We start from the raw sequence: 24,559 nt of genomic DNA, 5'->3' as shown, positions 1-24,559 counted from the left end.
CGACGAAAGCGAGCAACAACCATGACCATCTCCGTGACCCAGGCGCTCAGCGCCTCCCCATGGGCCGACCAGCCGCGCCCGACCACCGGCGAGGGCTGGATCGCCCGCGCCGCCGAGGTTGCCGGCATCCTCGCCGTCGACGCGGTCGAGCGCGACCGCGCCCAGGCCGTGCCGCAGGCCGAGGTCGACCTGCTCAAGGCGGCCGGCCTGGTGACCCTGCTCGGCCCCGCTGCGCACGGCGGCGCCGAGCAGCCCTGGACCGTGGCCTACAAGGTGATCCGCGAGGTCGCCTCGGGCGACGGCTCGATCGGCCAGCTGCTGGCCTACCACTACCTGTGGGCCTGGGCGGTCCGCCTGGTCGGCACCGCCGACCAGGTCACGGCGGTCGAGGAGCTCTACACGACCGACAACCTCTTCTTCGGCGGTGCGGTCAACCCGCGCGACAACGACCTGGTCATCACCGACCTGGGTGAGGAGATCGAGTTCAACGGGCGGAAGACCTTCTCGACCGGCTCGAAGATCAGCGACCTCACCGTGCTGGAGGGCGTCCTCGAGGGCACCGACAAGCACATCTTCGCGATCGTGCCGAGCAAGCAGGACGGCATCGTCTACCGCGACGACTGGGACAACCTCGGCCAGCGCCTGACCGAGTCGGGTGGCGTCGAGATCACGGGCGTCCGGGTGCCGTGGGCGGCCGCTGCGGGGTACGTCGACAAGGAGTTCGCGCCGTTCGAGCCGCTCAACTACGCCACCCTCAACCTCCCGGCCATCCAGCAGGTCTTCACGGAGTTCTACCTCGGCATCGCCAAGGGTGCGCTCAAGGCCGGTACGGCGTACACGCAGGACGTCACGCGCGCCTGGCCCTACGGCGGTGACAACAAGGAGAAGGCGACCGAGGAGTGGTACATCCTCGAGGGCTACGGCCGCCTGCAGGCCGACCTCTGGGCTGCCGAGGCGCTGGCCGACGCCGCGGGGGAGGAGCTCGCCGGCCTGCTCCACGCGGAGCGGGAGTCCGTCACCGCCGAACAGCGTGGTCACGCGGCCGTCCGGGTCGCTGCCGGCAAGGTGAAGGCGATCGACATCGCCCTCGAGGCGGGCACGAAGGTCTACGAGCTGACGGGTGCCCGTGCGACGAGCAACAAGGTCGGACTCGACATCTTCTGGCGCAACGTCCGCACCCACTCGCTGCACGACCCGGTGGCCTACAAGCGTCGCGAGGTCGGCGAGTTCGCCCTGCTGAACAAGGTGCCGGAGCCCAGCTGGTACACGTGAGCGCCGCCGGGTGACAGGCGTCGCCTGTCACCGGATCGGCACATCGGTGGGGCCCCGTGTCCGCAGAGGGGCCCCGCCGTTGTAAAGTCTAGTTATTCGATGTAGATAAACCAGAAGGAACGCCCATGACCACCACCCCCGCCACCGAGCCCCTCCAGTTCGCCTACTGGGTCCCCAACGTCAGCGGGGGCCTGGTCGTCAGCAAGATCGAGCAGCGCACCGACTGGGGCTACGACTACAACGTCAAGCTCGCCCAGCTCGCCGAGAACAACGGCTTCGACTACGCCCTCTCGCAGGTGCGCTACACCGCGTCGTACGGCGCGGACCAGCAGCACGAGTCGACGAGCTTCAGCCTCGGGCTCCTCACCCAGACCGAGCGGCTCAAGGTGATCGCCGCCGTCCACCCCTACTTCTGGAACCCCGCGGTGCTCGCCAAGTGGCTGATCACCGCCGACCACATCTCCGGCGGCCGCGCGGCGGTCAACGTGGTCTCCGGCTGGTTCAAGGACGAGGCCGTCGACCTCGGCGTCCGCTGGCTCGAGCACGACGAGCGCTACCGCCAGTCGGAGGAGTTCATCCGGGTGCTGCGCGGCCTCTTCGAGTCGGCCGAGAAGGGCCCCTTCGAGCACCGCGGCGACTTCTACCAGATCCACGACTTCCAGCTGAAGCCCGGACCGGTGACCTCGGAGGGCCGTCCGCACCCGGAGATCTTCCAGGGCGGCAACTCGACGGCCGCCCGGGGCCAGGGCGGCCGCGTCGCCGACTGGTACTTCGCCAACGGCAACACCCCCGAGGGCATCGAGGAGCAGGTCCGCGACGTCTCCGAGGTCGCCCAGGTGCACAACCGCACCGTGCGCTTCGGCGTCAACGGCTTCCTCGTCGCGCGCGACACCGAGGCCGAGGCGCGCGACGTCCTGCGCGAGATCATCGACAAGGCCGACCGTGAGGCGGTCGAGGGGTTCGGCGGTGCCGTGAAGCAGGCCGGCAAGTCCGCGCACGACGGCAAGGGCATGTGGCAGGACTCCGAGTTCACCGACCTCGTGCAGTACAACGACGGCTTCCGCACCGGTCTGGTCGGCACGCCCGAGCAGATCGCGCACCGCATGCTGGAGTACAAGAAGAAGGGCGTGAACCTCTTCCTGCTCGGCTTCCTGCACTACCACGAGGACGTCGTCTACTTTGGCGAGAAGGTCCTCCCGATCGTGCGCGAGCTCGAGGCCGCCGAGCGGGAGAACGCCGGTGAGGCCGCGCTGCGATGACGGTCACCGTCACGCCGGAGACCCGGGTCCCGGTGCTCACCGCTGACGAGGCGCTCGCGACCGCGCGGACCCTCGGCCGCGAGCTCGCCGCCTCGGCCTCGCTGCGCGACCGCGACCGCGTCCTCCCCGTCGCCGAGCTGGACGCCGTCACGGCGTCCGGCCTGCTCGCGATCACCGTCCCCGCGGCGTACGGCGGGTCGGACCTGCCGGTGAGCGTCGTCGCGGAGGTGGTCCGGCTGCTCGCCGCCGGCGACCCCAACGTCGCGCAGATCCCGCACAGCCACTTCGCCTACGTCAACGCGCTGCGTGAGCAGGGGACCGTGGAGCAGCAGGAGCTCCTCTTCGGGGAGGTGCTCGCGGGCAAGCGGTTCGGCAACGCGCAGTCGGAGATCGGCACCAGGCACGTGCGCGACATCCGCACCACGCTGACGCCCGACCCGACTGACCCCGACGGCGCGTGGCGGCTCAACGGCCTCAAGGGCTACGCGACCGGCGCGCTGCTCGCGGACTGGATCCCCGTCCTCACCCATCGGTACGCCGACGGGCCGCTGCACGTGGCGTGGGTCGAGCGGCACGCGCCCGGGGTGACCGTCGTCGACGACTGGGACGGCATGGGCCAGCGAACGACCGCCAGCGGCTCGGTCCGCCTCGAGGACGTCGCGGTCGCGCCCGGCCTGGTCATGCCCTACCACCTCACCTTCGAGCGGCCCCAGACCTATGGCGCGTTCGCCCAGGTGCTGCACGCCGCGATCGACGCCGGCATCGCGCGGGAGGCGCTGCGCGAGGCCGCGGCGTTCGTGGGGACGCGGTCGCGGCCCTACCCCGACGCCGGGGTCGAGCGGGCCGCGGACGACCCGCTCGTCGTCCAGGCGCTGGGCCAGCTGGAGCTCCAGGTGCGGGCCGCGGAGGCGCTGCTCCGGGAGGCGGCCACCGCGATCGACGCGGCCAACCGCGACCTGACCGCCGAGTCCGCCGGCACCGCCAGCCTCGCCGTCGCGGCGGCACGGGCGGCGACCACCGACGCGTCGCTGGCCGCGGCGACGCGGCTCTTCGAGGTGGCCGGCACCCGGTCCGCCCTCGGCGCGCTCAACCTCGACCGGCACTGGCGCAACGCGCGCACCCACACCCTGCACGACCCGGCCGGCTGGAAGGTCCAGCACCTCGGCCGCTGGGTCGTCGACGGCACCCTGCCGCCCAACCACGGACAGCTCTGAAGGACTCTGATGCCCGACCTCACGTTCCACTGGTTCCTCCCGACGAACGGCGGCGACAGCCCGCAGATTGTCGGCGGCGGCCACGGCGTCACCGCCGGTCCGTCGGTCCGCCCCGCCTCGGTGCCCTACCTCGGGCAGGTCGCCCGCTCCGCCGAGCAGCTCGGCTTCGAAGCCGCGCTGACGCCGACGGGCGCGTGGTGTGACGACGCCTGGCTGACGACCGCGATGCTCGCGACGGTCTCGGAGCGGCTGAAGTTCCTCGTCGCCTTCCGGCCGGGCCTCGTCTCGCCGCTCCTCGCCGCCCAGATGGCCGGCACGTTCCAGAACCTCACCGGCGGCCGGCTCCTGCTCAACGTCGTCGTCGGCGGCGAGAGCCACGAGCAGCGCGCCTACGGCGACTTCCTCGACAAGGACGCCCGCTACGCCCGCTGTGGCGAGTTCCTCGACGTCGTACGCCGGTTGTGGGCGGGGGAGCGGGTGACCTACCACGGGGAGCACCTCGCGCTCGCCGACGCCGTTCTCGCCCAGCGCCCCGACCCGCTGCCGGAGATCTACTTCGGCGGCTCCTCGCCGGCTGCGCACGACATCGCCGCGGAGCACGCCGACGTCTACCTGACCTGGGGCGAGCCGCCCGCGGCCGTCGCCCGCAAGGTCGAGGACATGCGCCGCCGGGCGGCCGATCGTGGACGCGAGATCCGCTTCGGCATCCGGCTCCACACGATCGCGCGCGACACCCACGAGGAGGCCTGGGCCGAGGCCGACCGCCTCCTCGCCGGCATCTCGGACGCGGAGATCGCGCGCGTCCAGGCCGGGCTGCGCCGCAGCGAGTCCGAGGGCCAGCGCCGCATGCTCGACCTCAACGGAGGCTCGCGCGACGGCCTCGAGGTGCACCCCGGGCTGTGGGCCGGCATCGGCCTGGTCCGCGGTGGCGCGGGCACCGCCCTGGTCGGCAGCCACACCGAGATCGCCGACCTCATCGAGGAGTACGCCGCCGTCGGCATCTCCGAGTTCGTCCTCTCCGGCTACCCGCACCTCGAGGAGGCGTACCGCTTCGGCGAGGGCGTCCTCCCCGAGCTGGCCCGCCGCGGCCGCTGGACGCATCCGGCGCCCTCCGCCCTCGGCCTGCGTGCGCCCGCCGTCCCCTTCGGTTCCGCCCCCGTCCGTCAGGAGATTCCGGCATGACTGCCCTTCCGCTCTCGCCCGAGGCGCCCGTGCTGGACGCCGCCACCCTGCGCCAGGCGTTCGGCCACTACCCCTCGGGTGTGGTCGCCGTCGGCGCCCACGTCGGCGGGCGGCTCACCGGCATCGCGGCCTCGTCGTTCACCTCGGTCTCGCTCGACCCGCCCCTGGTCTCCGTCGCGGTCGCGAAGTCCAGCAACACCTGGCCCGCGCTGCGCGAGGCGGGCGAGATCGGCGTCTCGGTGCTGGCCGACCACCACGACGCGCTCTGCCGGCAGCTCGCCGGGCCGGCCGACCGGCGCTTCGCGGGGCTGCGCTTCGCGGTGTCGTCGGGGGGTGGCGTGCTCCTGCGCGAGTCGGTCGCGACGTTCACGACCGTGCTGCACGACGAGCTCGACGCCGGCGACCACGTCATCGTGCTGCTGCGCGTGCTCGCGGTCGACGCGGGGGAGGGTGAGCACCCGCTCGTCTTCCACCGCTCCGCCTTCGCCCAGCTGGACCGCTCCGGCCTGGACGCCTCGCGCCTCGACGGCCGGATCAACGGCAAGCCGGTCGACTGACTGCTGCTGCCCGGCGACCTGCCTCGGCGACCTGCCCCGCAACCTGCCCCCGCACCTGGTCTCGAGGGGCACCTCTTCGGCTCGGAAACCTGCCGGAGACGACCAGTTGCGGGGCCGGGTGTGGGCTCGGCCTAGGCTTCCGGCATGAGTCGTCGCAGGGTCCTGGTCGTCGGCGGCGGCATCGCCGGCCTCACTGCTGCGCACGACCTCGCGGCCGACCATGACGTCACGGTCCTCGAGGCGAGCGACCGCGTCGGCGGCAAGCTGCGCGTCGAGCAGATCGCCGGCGCCCGCGTCGACGTCGGCGCCGAGGCGATGCTCAACCGCCGGCCCGAGGGCGTGGCGCTCGCGCGCGAGGCCGGGCTGGAGCTCGAGCACCCCGCGATCGCCGCGTCGCGGCTGTGGACCGGTGACGCGCTGAAGCCCCTCCCGCGCTCCCTCATGGGCGTCCCGCTCGACCTCGACGACCTCGAGGCATCCGGCGTGCTCTCCCCGGAGGGCATGGCCCGCGTTCGCCAGGAGCCTGCGCTGCCCCCGACCGACCTGGGTGCCGACATCAGCGTCGGGCAGCTCGTCGGCGAGCGCTTCGGCGACGAGGTCGTCGACCAGCTCGTCGAGCCCCTCCTCGGCGGCGTGTACGCCGGGCGGGCGCGCGAGATCTCCGCCCGCGCCGCGGTGCCGCAGCTGGTGGCGATGGCCGCCCGCGGCTCGCTGACGGAGGCGGCAGCAGCGCTCCCGGTCAGCGACGCCCCGGTGTTCGCCGGCATCCCCGGCGGCATGGGCCGCCTGCCCGAGGCCCTCGCCGCGTCGGGACGCTTCGCGGTGCGCACGGGGGCCGACGTCGAGCGCATCGTGCGTGACGGCTCGGGCTTCCGGGTGACGGTGGCCGGCGAGGTGCTGGAAGCCGATGCGGTCGTGCTCGCGACCCCCGCCGCTCCCAGCGCCTTCCTGCTGATGGACCTCGTCCCCGACGCGGCAGCCACGCTGGCCCGGATCACCTCCGCCGACGTCGTCGTGGTGACCTTCGCGGTGCGTGAGATCGAGGCGCGTCCCCTCCTCGACCTCGCGTCGAGCGGCTTCCTCGTCCCGCCGCGGGAGCGTCGTGCGATCAAGGCGTCGACGTTCTCCTTCGCCAAGTGGGACTGGGTCCGCCGGGCCGGCCGCGGCGCCGGCCCCCACGGCGAGGACCTGCTCTACCTGCGCACCTCGCTGGGTCGCGCGGGCGAGCGCGTGCTCCAGCTCCAGGACCACCTCCTCGAGGTCGGCTCGCTCGCCGACCTCCACGCCGCCACCGGGGTCCGCCTCGAACCGGTGGCGACGCACGTGCAGCGCTGGCCCGCCGGCCTCCCGCAGTACGCCGTGGGCCACCTCGACCTCGTCGTCTCCGTGCGTGACGCTGTCGGTGAGGTGCCCGGCCTCGCGGTCTGCGGCGCGGCGTACGACGGCGTGGGGATCCCTGCGGTCATCGGCTCGGCCCGGCGCGCGGCGGCTCAGGTGCGCTCGGCACAATAGGGGCCATGACCGACGCTCCCGTGCAGCCGACCGACGTCCCCACCGAGGCGGACCCGCAGGCCCACATCAAGTCCAACGCCGCGAAGATCAACGAGCTCAACGACCTGATCCGCTACACGATGTGGAGCGTCTTCAAGCTCGAGGACGTCTACGGCGCGGTCGACGACGCCACCCGCCAGTCCGAGGCGATCGAGCTCACCGCGCTCCTCGACGAGCTCGCGGCTGACGACGTCACCACCCGCGGCATCTACGACGTGGCCGGGCTCCGCGCGGACGCCGACGTCATGTTCTGGCTCCACGCCTCCTCGTCCGACGCCTTGCAGGCGGCGTACCACCGCCTTCGTCGTACGGCGTTCGGCCGGCGCCTCGCGCCCGTCTGGTCGCAGATGGCGCTGCACCGCCCGGCGGAGTTCAACCGCTCGCACCTGCCGGCGTTCCTGGCCGACGAGCGGGTGCACGACTACGTCGCGGTCTACCCCTTCGTGCGCAGCTACGAGTGGTACCTCCTCGATGACAAGGAGCGTCGCCGCCTCCTCGCCGAGCACGGCGGCATGGCCCGCGACTACCCGGACGTGCGCGCCAACACGGTGCCGGCGTTCGCGCTCGGCGACTACGAGTGGCTGCTCGCCTTCGAGGCCGACGACCTGTCGCGCATCGTCGACCTGATGCGGCACCTGCGTGGCTCCGAGACGCGCCGCCACGTGCGCGAGGAGGTGCCGTTCTACACCGGTCGCCGGGTCGAGATCGCGGATCTCCTCACCGCCCTTCCCTGACCGGTCCCGGGCGCGCCAAAACCCGGTGACCGGGCGACCAGCCACGTGGTAGCAAGGGTTGCATGACGCAACCTTCCGCCGGTGACCTCGACGCCTTCCTCCGCCTGCCGCGCCTCTCCGGGCTGGAGCTCTCGCCCGACGGCACCCGCCTGGTCACCTCGGTGGCGAGCCTGGACGCCGACGGCACGAAGTGGGTCTCCGGGCTCTGGGAGGTCGACCCGACGGGGGAGCGGCCCGCGCGGCGCCTGACCCGGAGCGCGAAGGGGGAGTCGTCCGCGCGGTTCCTCTGCACCGGCGACCTGCTCTTCACCTCGGCCCGCCCCGACCCGGGTGCCAAGGACGAGGACGAGCCCAAGCCGATGCTCTGGCTGCTGCCCGCGGGCGGCGGCGAGGCCCGCGTCGTCGCGAAGGCGGCGGGCGGTCTCGGTGACGTCGTGACTGCTCGCGACGTCCCGGTCGTCTCGGTCACGGCAGCGGTGCTCGGTGGCTCGGCCGACCTCGCCGACGACGCCGAGCGGCGCAAGGCCCGCAAGGACCGCAAGGTCAGCGCGATCCTCCACACCGGCTACCCGGTGCGGCTCTGGGACCACGACCTCGGCCCGGACCAGCCCCGGCGCCACGTCGCCACGGTCGGCGACGGCGAGCTCGACCTGCGTCAGCTCACCGGCCCGGGCCGCCAGCTCCAGGGCGAGTACGTCGCCGCCTCGCTCACCCCCGACGGCACGGCGCTCGTCACCGCCTGGCTCGTGCGGGAAGGGGCCGGTGAGCGCGAGTCCGTCGTCGTCATCGACTGCGCCACGGGCGAGCGCCGCACGCTGCTCGACGACCCCGAGGCGGAGTACGTCGACCCCGTGGTCTCGCCCGACGGCCGCTGGGTCGTGGTCAAGCACTTCATCCGCTCGACCGCGACCACCGCACCCGCGGTCCGGATCACGCTCGTGCCGCTCGACGGCAGCGAGCCGCCGCGGATCCTCGCGCCCGGCTGGGACCGCTGGCCGGGCTCCTTCGCCTGGCTGCCGGACTCCAGCGGCATCGTGGTGACCGCCGACTCCGACGGGCGCGCTCCGGCCTTCCTGCTCGAGCTCGAGGACCCCGACACGGTCCGCCAGGTCACCGCCGACGACGCGGCGTTCTCCGACGTACGGATCGCGCCGGACGGGGCCACGGCGTACGCCCTGCGCTCGTCGTACGCCGCCCCGGCGGAGCCGGTCAGCATCGACCTCGCCGCTTTCCGTACGTCGGGCCAGCCCGTCGCTGCCCGGCTCCTGCGGGGACCGGTGGAGGCGCCCACGCTGCCCGGCACGCTGACCGAGGTCGAGGCGACGGCGCCTGACGGCGCGCGGGTGCGCGGCTGGCTGGCGCTGCCCGAGGGGGCCTCGGCCGATGACCCGGCGCCGCTGCTCCTGTGGATCCACGGCGGGCCGCTCGGCAGCTGGAACGCGTGGTCGTGGCGGTGGAACCCGTGGCTCATGGTGGCGCAGGGCTACGCCGTGCTGCTGCCGGACCCGGCCCTCTCGACGGGCTACGGGCAGGAGTTCATCCAGCGCGGCTGGGGCGCGTGGGGCGATGCGCCGTACACCGACCTGATGGCGATCACCGACGTCGCGGTCGAACGGCCGGACATCGACGAGAGCCGCACGGCGGCGATGGGTGGCTCGTTCGGCGGCTACATGGCCAACTGGGTGGCCGGGCACACCGACCGCTTCCGCTGCATCGTCACGCACGCGAGCCTGTGGGCGCTCGAGGGCTTCGGGCCGACGACCGACGGGGCGTTCTACTGGGAGCGCGAGATGTCGCCGGAGATGATGGCCGCGCACAGCCCCCACCGGTTCGTCGACCGGATCGTCACGCCCATGCTCGTCATCCACGGCGACAAGGACTACCGGGTGCCGATCGGGGAGGGACTGCGGCTCTGGTACGAGCTGCTGACGAAGTCCGGCCTGCCCGCCGCCGAGGACGGCAGCACCGAGCACCGGTTCCTCTACTTCCCCGACGAGAACCACTGGATCCTCACGCCCGAGCACTCCCGGGTCTGGTACCAGACCTGCCGGGCCTTCCTCGGCCACCACGTGCTCGGCAAGGAGCTGACGACGCCGGAGCTGCTCGCCTGACCATGACGGGTTGAAAAGTCGAGTAAGTAGGTCTAGATTCATTACATGTTGTCGAGGGTGATGCCGCGCCGGCACGGCTGTTGTTGACCGCCGGCCTTCTCNGGGGGCCCGCGCCTGCCACGGGGCGGGCCCCTCCTCCCCCTCCAGGAGCACACGATGACCTTCTCCCCGCAGTCCCCGTCCCCGCAGTTCGAGGCGGCGCGCAGCCGGACGGCGTACGGCCGGCCCACGCGCACCCGCCTCGACCACCTCGTCCGCGTGCTCGAGGAGCACGCCGACCTGCCCGAGCTGCTCGCCTTCGCCCCCGAGCTGGCGGACGGCGCGACCGAGCGGGCGTTCCACCTGCTCGAGGAGACCGACGAGCACCAGGCCTGGCTGATCAGCTGGCCCGCCGGCGCGAGCACGGGCTGGCACGACCACGGCACCGCGGCGGGTGCCTTCACCGTGCTGCGCGGCCGCCTCGTCGAGCAGAACTGGGGCGGCGGCCTCAAGCTCGCCCACGTCACCAGCTCGACGATCCGCATCCACGGCGCCGGCCACGTCCACGATGTGCAGAACCGAAGCGGCGAGCCCGCCGTCTCCCTCCACGTGTACGGCGGACGGCTGGACGCCATGAACCACTACGAGTTCCTCGGCGACCGGATCCGCCTCCTCGGCGCCGAGCCCGGCCGTTGACCCTCGTCCGCCTCGGCGCGGCTTGCGCGCAGCCCTAGGCTGGCGCCATGGCCTACGAGGTTTCGAAGAGCGACGAGGAGTGGCGCGAGCAGCTCTCGCCCGCGGAGTACCAGGTGCTGCGCCAGGCGGGCACGGAGCGCGCGTTCACGGGTGAGTACACCGACACGGAGACCACCGGCGTCTACCGCTGCAAGGCCTGCCAGGCCGAGCTCTTCCGCAGCGACACGAAGTTCCACTCCGGCTGCGGCTGGCCGTCGTTCTACCAGCCCGAGTCCGACGCGATCGAGTACATCGAGGACACCTCGCACGGCATGAAGCGCACCGAGGTGCGCTGCGCCAACTGCGGCTCGCACCTGGGCCACGTCTTCCCCGACGGCTACGGCACGCCGACCGGCGACCGCTACTGCATCAACAGCATCGCGCTGACGCTCGAGCCGAAGCAGGACTGAGCCGCGCCGACGCGGCGCGACCACGCGCCGCCTCGACGTCAGGCCAACGCCAGCTCCACCGGTACGCCGAGGAAGCGCGCGTAGCGCTCGGCCTCCGCCTCGACGGCCCGCAGGAGCCGGGCATCGAGGGGGCGCCCCGGTGTCACCGTGACGCGTGCCGACTGCCGCCCCACCTGGCGCGTCCACGAGCCGGCGAGGCCGCCGTCGACGAAGAGCAGCCCGGTCGCGCGCAGGAACGAGCCGACGTCGCCGTCGATGCCGGCGTAGTCGTCGGCCGAGCGCGCGTAGGAGATGAACTCGTCGAAGTTGGCGAGCAGGAGTGCAGCGGGCACCTCGGCCTCCTCCACCGGCTCCGCCGCCCACAGGTCCGCTCCGCCGAGGGTGAGCGGCGCGAGCTCCGCCAGGCGGATCGCCTCGCGCGCCTGTCCCAGCGTCAGGCAGGACCACCAGGCGAGGTCCCGGGCGGTGATCGGCCCGTGGCCCTGCGCATACATCCGCGCCAGCCAGGCCAGCCGCTCGTCGGGAGTGCGACGCGACGGCGGGAGCGCGGCCGCGACGTACGTCTGCTGCTTGCCGCGCGGCGGCCCGCTGTGGATCTCGCCGGTCAGCTCGGCCTCGATCATCACGTGTGCCATGCCGTTGCCGACGCGGGCGAAGCCCTCGCCCTCGAGGCGCGCCTCGACCTCGGGACGGGTCAGCGGCCCTTCCTCGCGGATCACCGACACCGCCAGGGCTGCCCAGCGCTCGATGGCCTCGCGGGGCAGGGCGTCGCGCCGGTTGTTGCTCTCCATCGCCTGCCGCACGCGGGGCCCGGTGACCTCGATGAGGTCGCGCAGGTCGGTCGCGAGCACGTGGTGCCACGTCGGTCGCAGCACGTGCGTGCGGACGAAGCCACCGCCCTCGAAGGCTGCCGCGACCTCCGCCTGGGTCGCGTCGCACCTCCGGCCGACCGCCCACAGGGACATGTCGTGGAGCTGTGACTGGACGGCGCCGAGGTGGCCGACGACCTCGGCAGACGAGCCGAGCGGAGCGCCGACCAGGCGCTGCGGCCCGAGCCGCCACGGAGCCAGTGATGCCCTCATGCCGCGATCGTCCCACCGACCACTGACAGGTGGCGCGGCTGTGGGAGCCCCGCGTCGTGCGGCGCACTCGGTAGCGTGGCGCCATGGCAGGCAGTCGCAAGGAGGCGTACGTCGAGGCGGGCGGCCGCGAGGTCCGCATCTCCAGCCCGGACCGGGTGATCTACGAGGCCACCGACCGGACCCCGGCGATCAGCAAGCTCGACGTGGCGGAGTACTTCGCGGCCGTCGGCGAGGCGATGCAGGAGTGGGTCCACGACCGTCCGACCGCACTCGAGCGGTGGCCCGACGGCTGGCGCGAGGGCATGAAGCTCGCCACCGGCCCGCAGGACAAGGACGCCGACGGCTTCTACCAGAAGCGGATCCCCAAGGGCGCTCCCGACTGGGTCGAGACCGCCCGCATCGCCTTCCCCAGTCGCCGCACCGCCGACGAGGTCTGCCTGACCGAGCCGGCGACCGCGGTCTGGGCGGCCCAGATGGGCACGCTCACCTTCCACCCGTGGCCCTGCCGTCGGGCCGACACCGACCATCCCGACGAGCTGCGCATCGACCTCGACCCGCAGCCCGGCACCACCTTCCGCGACGCCGTGCGCGTCGCGGGGCTCGCCAACGACCTGCTCGTCGAGCTCGGCCTGACCGGCCTGCCCAAGACCAGCGGCAACCGCGGCGTCCACATCTTCGTGCCGATCCGCCCGGAGTGGGGCTTCGAGGAGGTCCGCCACGCGGCGCTCGCCTTCGGCCGCGAGCTCGAGAAGCGCGACGCCGGCGTCACCACCGCGTGGTGGAAGGAGGAGCGCGGCGAGCGGATCTTCGTCGACTTCAACCAGAACAACCGCGACCGCACGATCGCCTCCGCCTACTCGCTGCGCCCTCTCCCCGGAGCGCCCGTCAGCACCCCGGTCACCTGGGCGGAGCTCGCGGAGGTCGAGGACCCCCGCGCCTTCAACCTGGTCACCGTCCGCGAGCGCGTCGCCCGCGGCGACCACCCGTCGTACGCCGGGGAGCAGGGCGACCTGCAGCCGCTGCTGGACCTGTGGGAGGCCGAGCCGCACGAGGCCAACTGGCCGCCGGACTACCCGAAGATGCCGGGTGAGCCTCCGCGGGTGCAGCCCTCGAAGAAGGTCGCCGAGCACTGGGACGCCGAGGGCAACCGCATCGAGTGACCCATTGACAGCACCCGTTGCCAGTGCGGACGATGTGCCGACCGATGGCCGCGGGGCCTCGGCTGTGCGGGGGAGTTGTCATGGTGGAGACCTCGGGTCGTCGTGCCTCGGTCCGGAGGGTGCTCGCCCTCGTCGTCACGCTGGCGTCGCTGCTCGCGCCGGGCCTGGTCCAGGCGTCGGCGACGGCTGCGACCCCGGACCCGTTCTTCACCTACAGCGGGAGCCGGCCGCTCTCCGACTACGCCCCGGGCGCGGTCCTCAAGACCCGCACGATCCCGTACTCCCTGGCCGGCATCGCGACGCCCCTGTCGGTCCGGCAGATCGTCTTCCGCACGACCGACCAGCGCGGCCGGGCGATCGCCGGGGTGACCTCGGTGATCCGGCCGCTGACCGGCGCCACCTCGAAGGTGATCGGCTACGGGTCGTTCTACGACTCGCTCAACCCCGAGGACGGTCCGTCGCGGGCGATCGCCGGTGGCCTGAACCCGGGTGGCCTCTCGGGCCACGCCGAGACGACGATGATGGTGTCGTTCCTGCTCCAGGGCTATGCGCTCGTCATCGCGGACACCGAGGGACCGACGGCCGACTTCGCCGCGGGCCCGGAGTACGGCCGGGTCACCCTCGACTCGCTGCGCGCCGCCTTCCACGCCACCGGCACCGGCATCGCCCCCGGCGCCCGCGCCGGCCTGATCGGCTACTCCGGCGGCGCGATCGCCACCAACTGGGCCGCCATGCTCGCGCCGACGTACGCCCCGGGGATCAACAAGCGCCTCGTCGGTGCCGCCGAGGGCGGCGTGCTGGTGCGCCCCTCGGCCAACCTCGCGTACGTCGACGGCAGCCTGGTGTGGGCGGGTGTCATCCCGATGGCGATCGTCGGCGTCTCGCGCTCCTTCGGCATCGACCTCACGCCGTACCTCAGCGACTACGGCCGGACCGTCTACGCCAAGATGCAGAAGGCGCCGATCAGCCAGGTGCTGGGCGCCTATCCGGGGCTGACCTGGAAGAAGCTGGTCAAGCCCGCCTACGCCGACCCGGCGTCCATCCCGATCTTCGTGTCGACGGTCAACAAGCTCAACCTCGGCCGGCGGCCGAGCCCGACCGTGCCGATGTTCATCGGCCAGGGCACCGCCGGCGAGCTCGAGGGGACGTCGGGCAGCACGCCGGGCATCGGGGCCGGCGACGGCGTGATGATCGCCGGCGACGTCCGCTCGCTCGCCCGGAGGTACTGCGCGGACGGCGTGCGCGTCCTGCACCGGGAGTACCCGCTGAGCCACTTCACGACGGTCACGCTCTGGCTGCCGCAGGCGACGACGTGGCTCATGCAGCGCTTCGGCACCAGCCCGGCGCCGTCGAACTGCTCGACGATCCGCCCGGGCAACCCGCTGACGCCGCTCGCCCCCGCCTGATCCGGCGGGGGAGCAGCGGGGCCGGCGTCAGGCGCCGGTCACGCCCTCGCCCGCGCCCGCCGACTGCTCGACGAGCGTCTCGTGCTCGAGCAGGTGGAGCACCGGCACCTCGAGCTTGCGGCGCGCGCGTGAGGTCCAGTCGAGGTGGAAGAACTCGGCCACCAGGTGCGGCCGGGTCAGGATGATCGCCTCGCGGCCGTCGACCGCCGCGATCGCCTTGGCCAGCGCGTCGACCGGTGCCTCGTCGACCGTGTGGCCCTCGGCCTCGGCCCCGGCGGCGCGGAGCTTGGCCAGGCTGGTCTGGAGGGCCTCGCTGGAGCGCTGGACGCACTCCTTGCGGACCTCCTCGATGTCGAGGTCGCTCATCGCCATCGCCGGCGCCACGAGGGGCTCGCCGGCACCGAGGGTCCCGAGGGTCGCCTCGACGCGCGCCGCGGCGTCCTCGACGGGGATCAGCACGTGGTAGACGACCTCCTGGTCGGTCTCGAGCTCCTCGTGGAGCGCCACGACCTCGTGCGCGTCCACGTCGGAGAGGGCCTGCTCGGCGAGCAGCACCACGTCGTACGTCGGTTCGGTTCCGGCCATCATGATCGCCTCCTGATCTCCACTCTAGACATGCGTACGTCGCCCGGACAGGCCCTGTGGCTCAGCCCGACAGGACCTCTGACAGGTCGTAGCTCACGGGCTCCTCGAGCTGGTCGTAGCCGCACGACGCCGGGTCGCGATCGGGGCGCCACCGCTTGAACTGCGCGGTGTGGCGGAAGCGTCGCCCCTCCATGTGGTCGTAGCCGACCTCGAGCACCAGCTCGGGCCGCAGCGGGACGAAGGAGAGGTCCTTGCCCTGGCTCCAGCGGCTCTGCGTGCCGGGCACGCGGTCGGGGTTGGCGGTCAGGAGCTCCTGCCAGCGCCCCCACGGGTGGTCGGCGATGTCGCAGACCAGCGGGGCCAGCTGGTCGACCAGCTCGGCCCGCCGCGCCGCGGTGAAGCTGGCTGCGACGCCGATGTGCTGGAGCTCGCCGCCGTCGTAGAGGCCGAGCAGGAGCGAGCCGAGCAGCGGCTTCTCGTCGGTGGACGTCTTGTGGAGCCGGTAGCCCGCGACGACGACGTCTGCCGTGCGCTCGTGCTTGACCTTGAGCATCGCCCGCTTGTTCGGCTCGTACGCCGCGGTCAGCGGCTTCGCGATCACCCCGTCCAGCCCCGCACCCTCGAAGCGCTCGAACCAGCCCTCGGCCTCGACGGGGTCGGTGGTGATCCGGGTCAGGTGGACGCGGCTGCTCCGCCCGGTGGCCTCGCTGGTGGTGGCCACGGGCGCCAGCCCGGAGAGCGCCTCCTCGAGCCGCGCCCGCCGGTCGGCGTACGGCAGGTCGAGGAGGGACTCGTCGCCGAGGGCGAGCAGGTCGAAGGCGACGTACTCCGCCGGAGTCTCCTGGCTCAGCCTGGTCACGCGGGAGACGGCCGGGTGGATCCGCTCCTGGAGCACCTCGAACTGGAGGCGGTCGCCGATCGCGACGAAGACCTCGCCGTCGAGCACGCAGCGCTCCGGCAGCTGGGCGCGCATCGCCTCGACGACCTCGGGGAAGTAGCGGGTCAGCGGCTTGGTGTTGCGCGAGGCGAGCTCGACCTCGTCGCCGTCCTTGAAGACGAGGCAGCGGAAGCCGTCCCACTTGGGCTCGAAGGCGAGGCCGCCGAGCTTCTCCGCCGCAGCCGGGCTGAAGGCGACGGACGCCTTCGCGGGCTTGGCGAGCATCGGGAGCACCGGCGGCATCACGGGCAGGTCCATGCCCCGCAGCCTAGGGGTCTGTGCCGACAGGCGGGCGTGGCAATTGGTCCTTCGATGAAAAGTGGAGTAACTTTCTGGACAAACAACGAGAAGGAGCAACGCCATGGGTCCGCTCGTCGGCTACGTCCCCGGGGTCTACGACCTCTTCCACGTGGGTCACCTCAACCTGCTGCGCCAGGCGCGCGAGCAGTGCGACGTGCTCGTGGCCGGTGTCGTCTCCGACGCGATGTGCGAGCTCGCCAAGGGCGTGACCCCGACCGTGCCGCTCGGGGAGCGGCTCGCGATCGTCGACGCCATCGGCATCGTCGACGCGGTCTACGCCGAGGAGACGCCGAGCAAGGCCGACGCGCACGCCGTCGTCGGCTTCCACCGCCTCTTCAAGGGCGACGACTGGCGCGGCACCGAGAAGGGCGACCGGCTCGAGGCGCAGATGGCCGCCCTCGGCGTCGAGGTCGTCTACTTCCCCTACTCGCTGCAGACCTCGTCCACGGCGCTGCGCCGCGCGCTGCGGATCGGCGACGGGCGCGCCTCGTGAGCGTCTCGGTCGACGACGTGGGCCTGACCGTCACGGGGGCTGCGGACGAGCCGCTCCTGGTCTCCTTCGACGGGGCCTACGTCTGGTCGACGACGCCGGCGCGCGACGGCGTACGACAGCTGCCGGGGCGCATCCAGGTGGGCTGGCCGGATGTCCTCGCGCCGTACCTCGACGGGCGCTCGCGCGTGCAGGTCACCCGGACCGACGGGACCGTCCTGCACGACGCCGAGGTCGCCCTCGGCGCGGGCCACGGCCGGATCAGCGTCGTCGACGGCCAGGGCCACCCGCTCTCGGTCGACAAGGTCGGCCACCTGGCGCGGGCCTTCGCGGACACGTCCGAGGTGGTGCGTGAGGAGATCCTGGCCGGCACCGGCCGCGTGCTGGAGGACCTGCGCGGACCGGGCGGCGTGGAGGCGTACCTCAACTACGGCGCGCTCCTCGGCGCGATCCGCGACGGCCGCATGCTCGGGCACGACACCGACACCGACGTCTGCTACCTCTCCGCCCACGGGGACCCGGTCGACGTGATCCGCGAGTCCTACCGCGTCGAGCGCGTCATGCGCGACCGCGGGTGGGACGTGCTGCGGATGTCGGGTGGGGATTTCAAGATCCTGCTGCCGCTCAGCGACGGCCGGAACTGCCACATCGACGTGTTCGTCGCCTTCCACGCCGCCGGCCGCTTCTTCCAGCTCGGCAACCGCAGCGGGCAGCTCGAGCGCTCCGCGATCCTGCCCGTCTCGACGGTGTCGCTGCACGGGCACGACTTCCCGGCCCCTGCCGACCCGGAGGCGATGCTCGCCTTCGTCTACGGCCCGGGCTGGCGCACGCCCGACCCCTCCTTCAAGTACGCCGACCCGCCCGCGGGCATCCGCCGGCTCGACGGCTGGCTCCGCGGCTTCCGCAGCGACATGCCGGCCTGGAGCGAGCACCACGCCGCCCATCGCGGCCGTCCGGAGACGCCCTCGGAGTTCGGCCAGGTGGTCGCCGCGCGGCTCGCGCCCGAGGTGCCGGTCGTCGATCTCGGGGCCGGACGGGGGAGGGATGCACTGCACTTCGCGCGCCGGGGACACGAGGTGCGTGCCTACGACTTCTCCCGTCCGGCGGTCGCGCAGGTACGCCGCCGCGCCGAGCGCGCAGGCCTGCCGGTGACGGCCGAGCGCCTGCTCCTGGACGAGCTCCGCTTCGTCGCGGCGATCGGCGGGCAGCTGGCCCGGTCCGCGCCCGAGCTCTACTCCCGCCAGCTGCTCGGCTGCCTCACCCCGCACGCCCGCGCCCACCTGTGGCGGCTCGCGCGGATGGCCACGGTCGCCGGCGGCGCCTTCCACCTGGAGTACGCCGCCACCGGCCCCGGGCCACTGCCGTCGCCGGGACCCGGTGGCCTCGTGCGCCGTCTCGACCCCGACCTCGTCGCGCGCGAGATCGCCGCCTCCGGTGGCGTCGTCGACGACCAGCAGCTGCTCGCGACGGGTGAGGACCCGCGCGTGGCGCGGCTGCAGGTGCGCTGGCCGCGCGCCGTACCCGACCTGTCCGACCTCGAGGAGGAGATCCATGTCCGAGCTCACTGACCGCGCCCGACGCCGGGCCCGGGGCGTCGCCCGGCGCGCCCGCGACCGCTACCAGGCACCTCACGCGATCGAGGCGCGGCTCCGCGCGCTCGAGGAGGAGGCGCAGGAGGCGCGCCAGCTCCAGCGACGCGTCGCCGAGCTGACCGACGTCGTCACCGAGCTGCTGATCCCGATCCACCTGCGCGACGACGCGCGGGTGGAGGAGGTCCTGGAGCGCTACCGCTCCCGGCTCTGATGCCGGGGCGGGGCGGGGCGCGGGCTAGCCTGACGGCGTGGCCAGCACCGTCGAGCACAGCGTGGAGATCGATGCGCCGGTCTCCGTGGTCTTCGCCTACGTCGACGACCACGAGCACACGCGCGACTGGGTCTACGGCCTGCACGAGATCCGGCCCGTGACGGCGCAGACGCACGGCGTGGGCGCCACCTACGACGGCGTGATGAAGCTCGGGGTGACGCTCACGTCGCGGATCCGCTGCACCGCCTGGGTCCAGGGCCGGCTCCTCGAGATCGAGTCGGTGAGTGGCGTCCACAACACCCAGCGCTGGACGTTCACCGACCTCGGCGACGGACGCACGCGCCTCGAGGCGCTCATCAGCTACACGCTCCCCGGTGGGCCGGCAGGACACGCGATCGCTGCCGCGGTCAAGCCACTCATCGGGCTGGCGGTCCGGCACACGAGCGAGGCGCTGGTGCGTCGCATCGAGGCACTCTGACTGCGCGGGGGCGCGCTGTGGGCTCTAGGGTTGGCGACGCACTTTCCCCAGTTGGTCTGCCGGCAGGGCCCGCCTGACTTTGAATCAGGACTAGCGACGTAGGTTCGACTCCTACCTGGGGAGCCATCGGCCTCAGCGCTGCGCCAGCACCTTCTCGACGACGTCCGCGATCGCCTCGTCGACCGCGCGGGCGTTCTCGAACGGCACCATGTGTCCGGCGTGCGGCACGACGACGAGCCGCGCGTCGCGAACGGCCTGCACGATGCGGCGGTTGGCGGCGACGGGCGTGACGAGGTCGCTCTTGCCGGCCACGACGACGGTGGCGGTGCGGCCCAGCTCGCCGACGGACGGGCGGGCGTCGTAGGCGAACATCGCCTCCACGTAGTCGCCGAGCACGTCGAGGCGGTTGGCGACGACCATGTCGGCGAAGGCCCGGCGGTTCTCGCGCGAGGAGCGGAGGTCGTGGAAGATCCACGCGGCCGCGGCGTACGGCAGGCGGCCGGCGAGGCGGACGAGGGGGCGCCCGCGGTGGAGGGTGCGGAAGAGCGGGCCGGCGATGCGGCGGGCGATGCCCTCGAGGCCGTGGAGATCGATCTCGGCGCCGCTCGCCGCACCGGCGATCAGCACCGTGCCGCGCACGCGGCCGCCGAAGAGGTCGGGCCGGAGCCCCGCCAGGGCGAGGATGACCATGGCGCCCATGCTGTGCCCCACGAGTACGACGCGCCCCGGCGCCGCCTCGACGATCTCGGCGAGGTCGAGCGCGAGCTGGTCGATGGAGGCCTTGCCGCGCGGACCGCGCTCGCTGCCGCCGAAGCCCCGCTGGTCGACGAAGATCCGGCGCACGTCACCACTGGCCGCCTGCAGCGTCGCGCGCTGGTTGCGGAAGCTGGTCAGGTTGAGCGTGAACCCGTGCACGAAGACCACCGAGACCCGGGCGTCGATGGGCCCGTCGGCCTCGAGGGCCAGGCGGGTGCCGTCCTCGACGGTGAAGGTGAACTCGTCGGCTGGTTGCAGGGGCACCGAGCGCAGGGGACGGTGACCCATCAGCGGATCGCCTCGGCGGCGGCGCGCACGGCCTCCGGGATCGACGACGGGCGGCGCGTCTCGAGGTCGGCGTACACGACGGAGAACTTCGCGACCGCGGCCGGCGACTCGGACGTGTCGACGAAGAAGCCGACCTGGTAGCGGATGCTCGACGACCCGACCTTGAGGCAGCGCAGCCCCAGCCGGAGCTGGTGCGTCGGCAGGATCTCCTGCAGGTAGAGGCAGCCGGTCTCGACGACCAGGCCCACGGCCGGCAGGTGGTGCGGCGGCATGCCGGCGGCGTCGGCGACGAAGTCGTTGATGAGGGTGTCCATCATCAGGTACTGCACGGCGTTGTTGAGGTGGCCGTAGCGGTCGATGTCGGCCCAGCGGATCGCGTAGTCACGCTGGTGCGGGAAGAGGTCGATCCGCAGGTCGCGGGGGGCGACCTCCACGGGCTCGGTGGCGTCGGTCATCAGTGCTCCATCACGATCAGCTGGCGCAGCGCGGCTCCTGCATCGAGCCGGTCGAGCGCGGTGTTGAGGTCGGCCAGGCCGATCCGGTCGGAGACGAGCTCCTCGACCGGCAGCTGACCTGCGCGCCAGAGTTCCACGAACCGCGGGATGTCGCGGCGCGGCACCGCGTTGCCGAGATAGCTGCCGATGATCGTGCGGCCCTCCGCGACCAGGCCGAGCGGGGAGATGGACGCGCGCGCGTCGGGGTGGGGGAGCCCCACCGTCACCGTGCGCCCGCCGGGCGCGGTCAGCGCGACCGCCGTCTCGAAGGCGCGCACCGAGCCCGCTGCCTCGATCACCAGGTCCCCCTTGTACGCCGGGTCGGCGGCCGCCTCGTCCGGCGTCGCAGCCCGCGCGGCACCGAGCCGCCGGGCGGTCGCGAGCTTGTCGTCCTGCATGTCGACCGCGCAGACCTCGACACCGTCGAGCGCGAGCGCGGTGAGCACCGCGGCCATGCCGACGCCGCCGAGCCCGACGACGGTCACGCGCTGGCCGGGCTGCACGCCGCCGGTGTTGAGCACGGCGCCGCCACCGGTCAGGACGGCACAGCCGAGCAGCGCCGCGACCTCGGCGGGCACGTCGGCGGGCACGGGCACGACCGAGCGCCGGTCGACGACCGCGTGCGTGGCGAAGGCCGACGCGCCGAGGTGGTGGAGCACCGGCTCGCCCCCCTCGCCCGTCAGGCGCGTGCCGCCGGTGAGCAGCTCGCCGGCACCGTTGGTGACCGAGCCCGGCGTGCACGGACGGATGCCGTCGGTCGCGCACGCCTCGCACGCACCGCAGCGCGGCAGGAAGGTGAGCACGACCCGCTGACCCACGGGGAAGAGGTCGGCATCGGCCGACAAGGGGCCGGTCGCCTCGACGACGCCGGCGGCCTCGTGGCCGAGCAGCATCGGCAGCGGGCGCGGCCGGTCGCCATTGACCACGGAGAGGTCGGAGTGGCAGAGGCCGGCGACCTCGATGCGCACGAGCAGCTCCTCGGGGCCGGGCTCGGCGAGCTCCAGCGAGGTGACCGCGAGCGGTGCCGACTCGGCGTACGGGCGGGGGAGGTCGCGCTGCGAGAGCACGGCGCCGGTGATCTTCACGGAGCCGACTATGGCACGCAGCGCGACCTCAGGCCCGGGCCAGCCCGGAGGATGTCACTCCTCGAAGCCGGGCTTGCAGGACTTGCCGGGGTTGAACCCGACGCTGGTCAGGAACTCCTTGCCGTCCTTGGAGATCTGGCCCCAGTTCTGGGTGCGGGTGAAGCCGTCCTCGTCCGGTACCGACGGGTCGCCGCTGTAGGCGTCGTTGAGTCCGGAGAAGGCGCAGATCGAGGCACCGTGGAGGCTGCCGTCCGGCAGCTTGAGCGAGTCGCCGGTGCCGGTGATCTCCCCGGCCTGGGCCGACGTGGCACCGAGGACGGTGAGGGCGATGGCGGCGACGAAGCCGCCGGCGAGCGGGCGGATGAAGGGGACGTGCATGGGATCCCTCCCGGGTCAGCGGGCGCCGGCCGGTGTCGGCGTCGGGTGCTCTCGACGCTAGGTACGCCCCGCGCACCGCGCCATGGCGCGCGCGGGTGGTCAAGCCCGCGTGCACCCCGGACCCGATGCTCTGGGGGCAGACTCGCCCCATGCGCATCGGACTCTGCGAGGACGACCCGGCGATCCGCCGCGTGGTCACCTCGGCCCTCCGCCTCGGAGGCCATGACTGCGAGGTCGCCCACGACGGCGGGGAGGCGCTGCGGCTCTTCGCCGCCGAGCCCCATCCGGACGTGGTCGTGCTCGACATCGGGCTGCCCGACGCCGACGGCCGCGACATCTGCCAGGCGCTGCGGGCGGCCGGGGTGCACGCACCGGTGCTCTTCCTGACCGCGCTCGGCCAGGTCCACGAGAAGATCGCCGGCTTCGCGGCAGGCGGCGACGACTACCTCCCGAAGCCGTTCGACGTGAAGGAGCTGGTCGTCCGGATCGAGGCGCTCGGCCGCCGTGCCCGCGCGGCAGCACCCGTCCCGGCGTACGGGCTGCGGCTGGACCCGGCCCGCCACGCACTCGTCTTCGAGGGCCACGAGGTCGGGCTGACACCCACGGAGTACCGCATGCTCGGCGCCATCGCCGCCCGCCCCGGCGAGGTCGCCCGCCGCCGGGACGTGGTTGCCGCCGCCTGGCCCGACGGCGCGATCGTCGCCGACAACACCGTCGATGCGTACGCCGCCCGGATCCGCCGGAAGCTGAGGAAGGTCGGGGCACCGCTGCAGCTCGAGGCCGTCCGCGGCGTGGGGTTCACGCTCCGATGAGGACCGTGGGCTTCCGCAGGCGGGTGGTGGTCGCGACGCTCTGCCTCGTCACCGCGGTGATGATCGGCCTGGTCCTGGTGACCCAGGCGGTCCTCGAGCTGACCGAGGCGGACCCGCACCGGCGTACGTCGATCGACGTGCTCGCCGTGACCGCGGTGCTGAGTGTCGGCTCGGTCGTGCTCGTCGGCCTGGTCACCTGGCGGGTCGCGACGAACGCCGAGCACGAGGTCCGCGAGGCACTGCTCGCCGAGCAGCGGCTCACCGCCGAGCTGGCCCACGAGCTGCGCACCCCGCTGACCGCGCTGCAGGGCTCCGCCGACCTGGCGCTGCTGCGCGGGATCAGCGACGAGGACCTCTCCGAGGACCTGCGCGAGATCGCGGCGGCCGCCCGCCGGCTCGGCTCGGTGATGGCGACCCTGCTCGACGACGCCGACCGCCCACGCCCCGGTGCGGAGCGTGCCGAGACGGTCCTGCAGGCCCTGGCGCCGCTGGTCGACAACGCGCTGCAGCACGCGTCCTCGACCGTCACGGTGACGGTCGAGGACGACGGGCCGGGCGTCGACGCCGGGGTGGACGTCTTCGCCGCGGGGGAGACCGCGCGCGCCGACGGACACGGGCTGGGGGTGCCCATCGCCCGCCGGCTCGCGCGGTCAGTCGGTGGCGAGGTCGAGCTCGCGGGGCGCAGTCGCTTCGTCCTGCGCGTTCCCCGCTGAGGGCTCGACCACGTCGACCGGGCTGTCGCACCGGGTGATCGCGATGTAGGTGACCAGGAGCGCGAAGAGGACCAGGCCGACGGCGGTCACCGGTCCGGTGCCCCAGCCGAGCCCGCCGTGCTGCGGGCGGACCGCCATGCCGTCGGCGATGCTCGCGCCCAGCGGGCGGGTCAGGGCATAGGCGATCCAGAAGCAGACGACGCTGTCCGCGCCGCGCTTCCACGCCAGCAGCGGCAGCAGGATCAGCACGCCGAAGATCGCGATCGACCAGGCGAAGCCGAGGTGGAAGTTGGCCGCGGTCGTGTCGCCGAGCGCGGTGCCCAGCCCGAACGTCAGCAGCACCGTGCCCCAGTAGAACCGCTCACGCCGCGGCGTGGTGATCGAGTGCACGGAGAACGTGCCCTCGCTCGTGCGCCACCAGGCGAGCAGGGCGACCAGCGCGCCGGCGTACAGCAGCGAGTCGAGCCAGTACGGCGACCCCAGCGCGACGTGTGGGCCGTCCGCGATCATCGTGCCGAAGACGGCGACCATCAGGACCGTCATCCAGTAGCGGACCGGGTGGTAGGTGTCGGCGCGGAGCTGGATGCCGAGCGCCACGAAGAACCCGAGGACGCCGACGAGGCCGGCGATGACGAGGCTCTTCGTGCCCATGTAGTCGGCGGCGGTCTCGCCGATGCCGGTGGTGAGCAGCTTGACCACCCAGAAGAGGGCGAAGACCTCCGGGACCTTGGCGTGGGGAAAACGTCGTGTCGTCATGCCGGAGAGCCTGCGGCCGGGCGCCTGAACAC

At 73.0% G+C, this 24,559-nt stretch carries 26 protein-coding genes and 1 tRNA gene; 19 read left to right on the top strand and 8 right to left on the bottom strand.

Going from position 1 to position 24,559, the window contains the following annotated elements; genetic code table 11:
* Positions 1-21 precede the first annotated feature (21 nt).
* The 10 genes from IEX47_RS10275 (at position 22) to msrB (ending at position 11,004) form a co-directional block, all read left to right on the top strand.
* Positions 22-1,272 (top strand): acyl-CoA dehydrogenase family protein, encoded by a 1,251-nt coding sequence (locus IEX47_RS10275; RefSeq protein ID WP_188783918.1) that lies wholly within the window; start codon positions 22-24, stop codon positions 1,270-1,272.
* Positions 1,273-1,397: 125 nt separating this feature from the next.
* Entirely contained in the window at positions 1,398-2,531 is a 1,134-nt protein-coding gene (gene sfnG, locus IEX47_RS10270) for a dimethylsulfone monooxygenase SfnG (protein WP_188783917.1), read from the top strand.
* On the top strand, positions 2,528-3,745 hold the full coding sequence (locus tag IEX47_RS10265; protein WP_188783916.1) for an SfnB family sulfur acquisition oxidoreductase: 1,218 nt from the start codon (positions 2,528-2,530) through the stop codon (positions 3,743-3,745). The genes sfnG and IEX47_RS10265 overlap by 4 nt, the downstream gene beginning before the upstream one ends.
* 9 nt (positions 3,746-3,754) lie before the next feature.
* Positions 3,755-4,927, top strand: coding sequence for an LLM class flavin-dependent oxidoreductase (locus IEX47_RS10260; RefSeq protein ID WP_188783915.1), 1,173 nt, complete (start codon positions 3,755-3,757; stop codon positions 4,925-4,927).
* The gene (locus IEX47_RS10255) at positions 4,924-5,484 is read left to right on the top strand and encodes a flavin reductase family protein (RefSeq protein WP_188783914.1); all 561 of its coding nucleotides are present in this window, start codon (positions 4,924-4,926) and stop codon (positions 5,482-5,484) included. The genes IEX47_RS10260 and IEX47_RS10255 overlap by 4 nt, the downstream gene beginning before the upstream one ends.
* Positions 5,485-5,628: 144 nt before the next feature.
* Positions 5,629-6,996 (top strand): protoporphyrinogen oxidase, encoded by a 1,368-nt coding sequence (gene hemG / locus IEX47_RS10250; RefSeq protein WP_188783913.1) that lies wholly within the window; start codon positions 5,629-5,631, stop codon positions 6,994-6,996.
* A 5-nt stretch (positions 6,997-7,001) separates the two neighbouring features.
* Entirely contained in the window at positions 7,002-7,769 is a 768-nt protein-coding gene (gene hemQ, locus IEX47_RS10245; RefSeq protein ID WP_188783912.1) for a hydrogen peroxide-dependent heme synthase, read from the top strand.
* 62 nt (positions 7,770-7,831) lie between these two features.
* Positions 7,832-9,880, top strand: a complete 2,049-nt coding sequence (locus tag IEX47_RS10240) for a S9 family peptidase (protein WP_188783911.1) — start codon at positions 7,832-7,834, stop codon at positions 9,878-9,880.
* Between the two features lie 156 nt (positions 9,881-10,036).
* On the top strand, positions 10,037-10,555 hold the full coding sequence (locus IEX47_RS10235; RefSeq protein ID WP_188783910.1) for a cysteine dioxygenase: 519 nt from the start codon (positions 10,037-10,039) through the stop codon (positions 10,553-10,555).
* A gap of 47 nt (positions 10,556-10,602) precedes the next feature.
* Complete coding sequence (gene msrB / locus IEX47_RS10230) at positions 10,603-11,004, top strand: peptide-methionine (R)-S-oxide reductase MsrB (RefSeq protein ID WP_188783909.1); 402 nt, start codon at positions 10,603-10,605, stop codon at positions 11,002-11,004.
* A 38-nt stretch (positions 11,005-11,042) separates the two neighbouring features.
* Here msrB and IEX47_RS10225 read toward each other — a convergent pair whose 3' ends face one another.
* Positions 11,043-12,086 carry a winged helix DNA-binding domain-containing protein gene (locus tag IEX47_RS10225; RefSeq protein ID WP_188783908.1) on the bottom strand — a complete coding sequence of 348 codons (1,044 nt, stop codon included), beginning with the start codon at positions 12,084-12,086 and terminating at the stop codon, positions 11,043-11,045.
* Between the two features lie 83 nt (positions 12,087-12,169).
* On the opposite strand from IEX47_RS10225, the gene IEX47_RS10220 reads away from it, so the two are divergent.
* Entirely contained in the window at positions 12,170-13,246 is a 1,077-nt protein-coding gene (locus tag IEX47_RS10220; RefSeq protein ID WP_188783907.1) for a DNA polymerase domain-containing protein, read from the top strand.
* Between the two features lie 80 nt (positions 13,247-13,326).
* The gene (locus tag IEX47_RS10215; RefSeq protein WP_188783906.1) at positions 13,327-14,652 is read left to right on the top strand and encodes a lipase family protein; all 1,326 of its coding nucleotides are present in this window, start codon (positions 13,327-13,329) and stop codon (positions 14,650-14,652) included.
* 27 nt (positions 14,653-14,679) lie between these two features.
* Here IEX47_RS10215 and IEX47_RS10210 read toward each other — a convergent pair whose 3' ends face one another.
* Together IEX47_RS10210 and IEX47_RS10205 are read right to left on the bottom strand one after the other, a co-directional pair.
* Positions 14,680-15,237 carry a hypothetical protein gene (locus IEX47_RS10210; protein ID WP_188783905.1) on the bottom strand — a complete coding sequence of 186 codons (558 nt, stop codon included), beginning with the start codon at positions 15,235-15,237 and terminating at the stop codon, positions 14,680-14,682.
* Positions 15,238-15,298: 61 nt separating this feature from the next.
* A complete protein-coding gene (locus IEX47_RS10205) occupies positions 15,299-16,432 on the bottom strand; it encodes an ATP-dependent DNA ligase (protein ID WP_188783904.1) in 1,134 nt (377 codons plus the stop codon).
* A 103-nt stretch (positions 16,433-16,535) separates the two neighbouring features.
* Here IEX47_RS10205 and IEX47_RS10200 point away from each other — a divergent pair, with 103 nt between their 5' ends.
* From IEX47_RS10200 to IEX47_RS10180, 5 genes are all read left to right on the top strand, one after another.
* On the top strand, positions 16,536-16,967 hold the full coding sequence (locus tag IEX47_RS10200; RefSeq protein WP_188783903.1) for an FAD synthase family protein: 432 nt from the start codon (positions 16,536-16,538) through the stop codon (positions 16,965-16,967).
* Positions 16,964-18,532: a class I SAM-dependent methyltransferase gene (locus IEX47_RS10195; RefSeq protein WP_188783902.1), complete on the top strand. Its 1,569-nt coding sequence runs from the start codon at positions 16,964-16,966 to the stop codon at positions 18,530-18,532. Before IEX47_RS10200 ends, IEX47_RS10195 begins: the two co-directional genes overlap by 4 nt.
* Positions 18,516-18,767 (top strand): DUF6752 domain-containing protein, encoded by a 252-nt coding sequence (locus tag IEX47_RS10190; protein WP_188784064.1) that lies wholly within the window; start codon positions 18,516-18,518, stop codon positions 18,765-18,767. The genes IEX47_RS10195 and IEX47_RS10190 overlap by 17 nt, the downstream gene beginning before the upstream one ends.
* A 37-nt stretch (positions 18,768-18,804) precedes the next feature.
* The gene (locus tag IEX47_RS10185; protein ID WP_188783901.1) at positions 18,805-19,245 is read left to right on the top strand and encodes an SRPBCC family protein; all 441 of its coding nucleotides are present in this window, start codon (positions 18,805-18,807) and stop codon (positions 19,243-19,245) included.
* A 44-nt stretch (positions 19,246-19,289) separates the two neighbouring features.
* A tRNA-Gln gene (locus tag IEX47_RS10180) sits at positions 19,290-19,371 on the top strand.
* 6 nt (positions 19,372-19,377) lie between these two features.
* Here IEX47_RS10180 and IEX47_RS10175 read toward each other — a convergent pair.
* Genes IEX47_RS10175 through IEX47_RS10160 form a run of 4 tightly spaced genes read right to left on the bottom strand, consistent with a single transcriptional unit; the run spans position 19,378 to position 22,246 of the window.
* Complete coding sequence (locus IEX47_RS10175; RefSeq protein WP_188783900.1) at positions 19,378-20,289, bottom strand: alpha/beta fold hydrolase; 912 nt, start codon at positions 20,287-20,289, stop codon at positions 19,378-19,380.
* Entirely contained in the window at positions 20,289-20,744 is a 456-nt protein-coding gene (locus tag IEX47_RS10170) for an acyl-CoA thioesterase (RefSeq protein ID WP_188783899.1), read from the bottom strand. The genes IEX47_RS10175 and IEX47_RS10170 overlap by 1 nt, the downstream gene beginning before the upstream one ends.
* Positions 20,744-21,868: an alcohol dehydrogenase catalytic domain-containing protein gene (locus tag IEX47_RS10165; protein WP_188783898.1), complete on the bottom strand. Its 1,125-nt coding sequence runs from the start codon at positions 21,866-21,868 to the stop codon at positions 20,744-20,746. Before IEX47_RS10165 ends, IEX47_RS10170 begins: the two co-directional genes overlap by 1 nt.
* A 54-nt stretch (positions 21,869-21,922) precedes the next feature.
* Positions 21,923-22,246 carry a hypothetical protein gene (locus IEX47_RS10160; protein ID WP_188783897.1) on the bottom strand — a complete coding sequence of 108 codons (324 nt, stop codon included), beginning with the start codon at positions 22,244-22,246 and terminating at the stop codon, positions 21,923-21,925.
* A gap of 149 nt (positions 22,247-22,395) precedes the next feature.
* On the opposite strand from IEX47_RS10160, the gene IEX47_RS10155 reads away from it, so the two are divergent.
* Positions 22,396-23,058: a response regulator transcription factor gene (locus IEX47_RS10155; RefSeq protein ID WP_188783896.1), complete on the top strand. Its 663-nt coding sequence runs from the start codon at positions 22,396-22,398 to the stop codon at positions 23,056-23,058.
* Between the two features lie 5 nt (positions 23,059-23,063).
* On the top strand, positions 23,064-23,771 hold the full coding sequence (locus IEX47_RS10150) for a sensor histidine kinase (RefSeq protein WP_188783895.1): 708 nt from the start codon (positions 23,064-23,066) through the stop codon (positions 23,769-23,771).
* Here the strand turns inward: IEX47_RS10150 and IEX47_RS10145 are convergent.
* Entirely contained in the window at positions 23,709-24,527 is an 819-nt protein-coding gene (locus IEX47_RS10145) for a COG4705 family protein (protein WP_188783894.1), read from the bottom strand. The two genes, IEX47_RS10150 and IEX47_RS10145, sit on opposite strands and share 63 nt — an antisense overlap.
* Positions 24,528-24,559 lie beyond the last annotated feature (32 nt).

Source organism: Nocardioides phosphati, assembly GCF_014646375.1.
Classification (GTDB): Bacteria; Actinomycetota; Actinomycetes; order Propionibacteriales; family Nocardioidaceae; genus Nocardioides; species Nocardioides phosphati.
This window is presented reverse-complemented; position numbering and strand designations above follow the sequence as displayed.

Excerpts from the sequence above, each read along its gene's own strand:
- IEX47_RS10275 (WP_188783918.1), top strand. The coding sequence starts at position 22 with ATGACCATCTCCGTGACCCAGGCGCTCAGCGCCTCCCCATGGGCCGAC.
- sfnG (WP_188783917.1), top strand. The coding sequence starts at position 1,398 with ATGACCACCACCCCCGCCACCGAGCCCCTCCAGTTCGCCTACTGGGTC.
- IEX47_RS10265 (WP_188783916.1), top strand. The coding sequence starts at position 2,528 with ATGACGGTCACCGTCACGCCGGAGACCCGGGTCCCGGTGCTCACCGCT.
- IEX47_RS10260 (WP_188783915.1), top strand. The coding sequence starts at position 3,755 with ATGCCCGACCTCACGTTCCACTGGTTCCTCCCGACGAACGGCGGCGAC.
- IEX47_RS10255 (WP_188783914.1), top strand. The coding sequence starts at position 4,924 with ATGACTGCCCTTCCGCTCTCGCCCGAGGCGCCCGTGCTGGACGCCGCC.
- hemG (WP_188783913.1), top strand. The coding sequence starts at position 5,629 with ATGAGTCGTCGCAGGGTCCTGGTCGTCGGCGGCGGCATCGCCGGCCTC.
- hemQ (WP_188783912.1), top strand. The coding sequence starts at position 7,002 with ATGACCGACGCTCCCGTGCAGCCGACCGACGTCCCCACCGAGGCGGAC.
- IEX47_RS10240 (WP_188783911.1), top strand. The coding sequence starts at position 7,832 with ATGACGCAACCTTCCGCCGGTGACCTCGACGCCTTCCTCCGCCTGCCG.
- IEX47_RS10235 (WP_188783910.1), top strand. The coding sequence starts at position 10,037 with ATGACCTTCTCCCCGCAGTCCCCGTCCCCGCAGTTCGAGGCGGCGCGC.
- msrB (WP_188783909.1), top strand. The coding sequence starts at position 10,603 with ATGGCCTACGAGGTTTCGAAGAGCGACGAGGAGTGGCGCGAGCAGCTC.
- IEX47_RS10225 (WP_188783908.1), bottom strand. The coding sequence starts at position 12,086 with ATGAGGGCATCACTGGCTCCGTGGCGGCTCGGGCCGCAGCGCCTGGTC.
- IEX47_RS10220 (WP_188783907.1), top strand. The coding sequence starts at position 12,170 with ATGGCAGGCAGTCGCAAGGAGGCGTACGTCGAGGCGGGCGGCCGCGAG.
- IEX47_RS10215 (WP_188783906.1), top strand. The coding sequence starts at position 13,327 with ATGGTGGAGACCTCGGGTCGTCGTGCCTCGGTCCGGAGGGTGCTCGCC.
- IEX47_RS10210 (WP_188783905.1), bottom strand. The coding sequence starts at position 15,237 with ATGGCCGGAACCGAACCGACGTACGACGTGGTGCTGCTCGCCGAGCAG.
- IEX47_RS10205 (WP_188783904.1), bottom strand. The coding sequence starts at position 16,432 with ATGGACCTGCCCGTGATGCCGCCGGTGCTCCCGATGCTCGCCAAGCCC.
- IEX47_RS10200 (WP_188783903.1), top strand. The coding sequence starts at position 16,536 with ATGGGTCCGCTCGTCGGCTACGTCCCCGGGGTCTACGACCTCTTCCAC.
- IEX47_RS10190 (WP_188784064.1), top strand. The coding sequence starts at position 18,516 with ATGTCCGAGCTCACTGACCGCGCCCGACGCCGGGCCCGGGGCGTCGCC.
- IEX47_RS10175 (WP_188783900.1), bottom strand. The coding sequence starts at position 20,289 with ATGGGTCACCGTCCCCTGCGCTCGGTGCCCCTGCAACCAGCCGACGAG.
- IEX47_RS10170 (WP_188783899.1), bottom strand. The coding sequence starts at position 20,744 with ATGACCGACGCCACCGAGCCCGTGGAGGTCGCCCCCCGCGACCTGCGG.
- IEX47_RS10160 (WP_188783897.1), bottom strand. The coding sequence starts at position 22,246 with ATGCACGTCCCCTTCATCCGCCCGCTCGCCGGCGGCTTCGTCGCCGCC.
- IEX47_RS10155 (WP_188783896.1), top strand. The coding sequence starts at position 22,396 with ATGCGCATCGGACTCTGCGAGGACGACCCGGCGATCCGCCGCGTGGTC.
- IEX47_RS10145 (WP_188783894.1), bottom strand. The coding sequence starts at position 24,527 with ATGACGACACGACGTTTTCCCCACGCCAAGGTCCCGGAGGTCTTCGCC.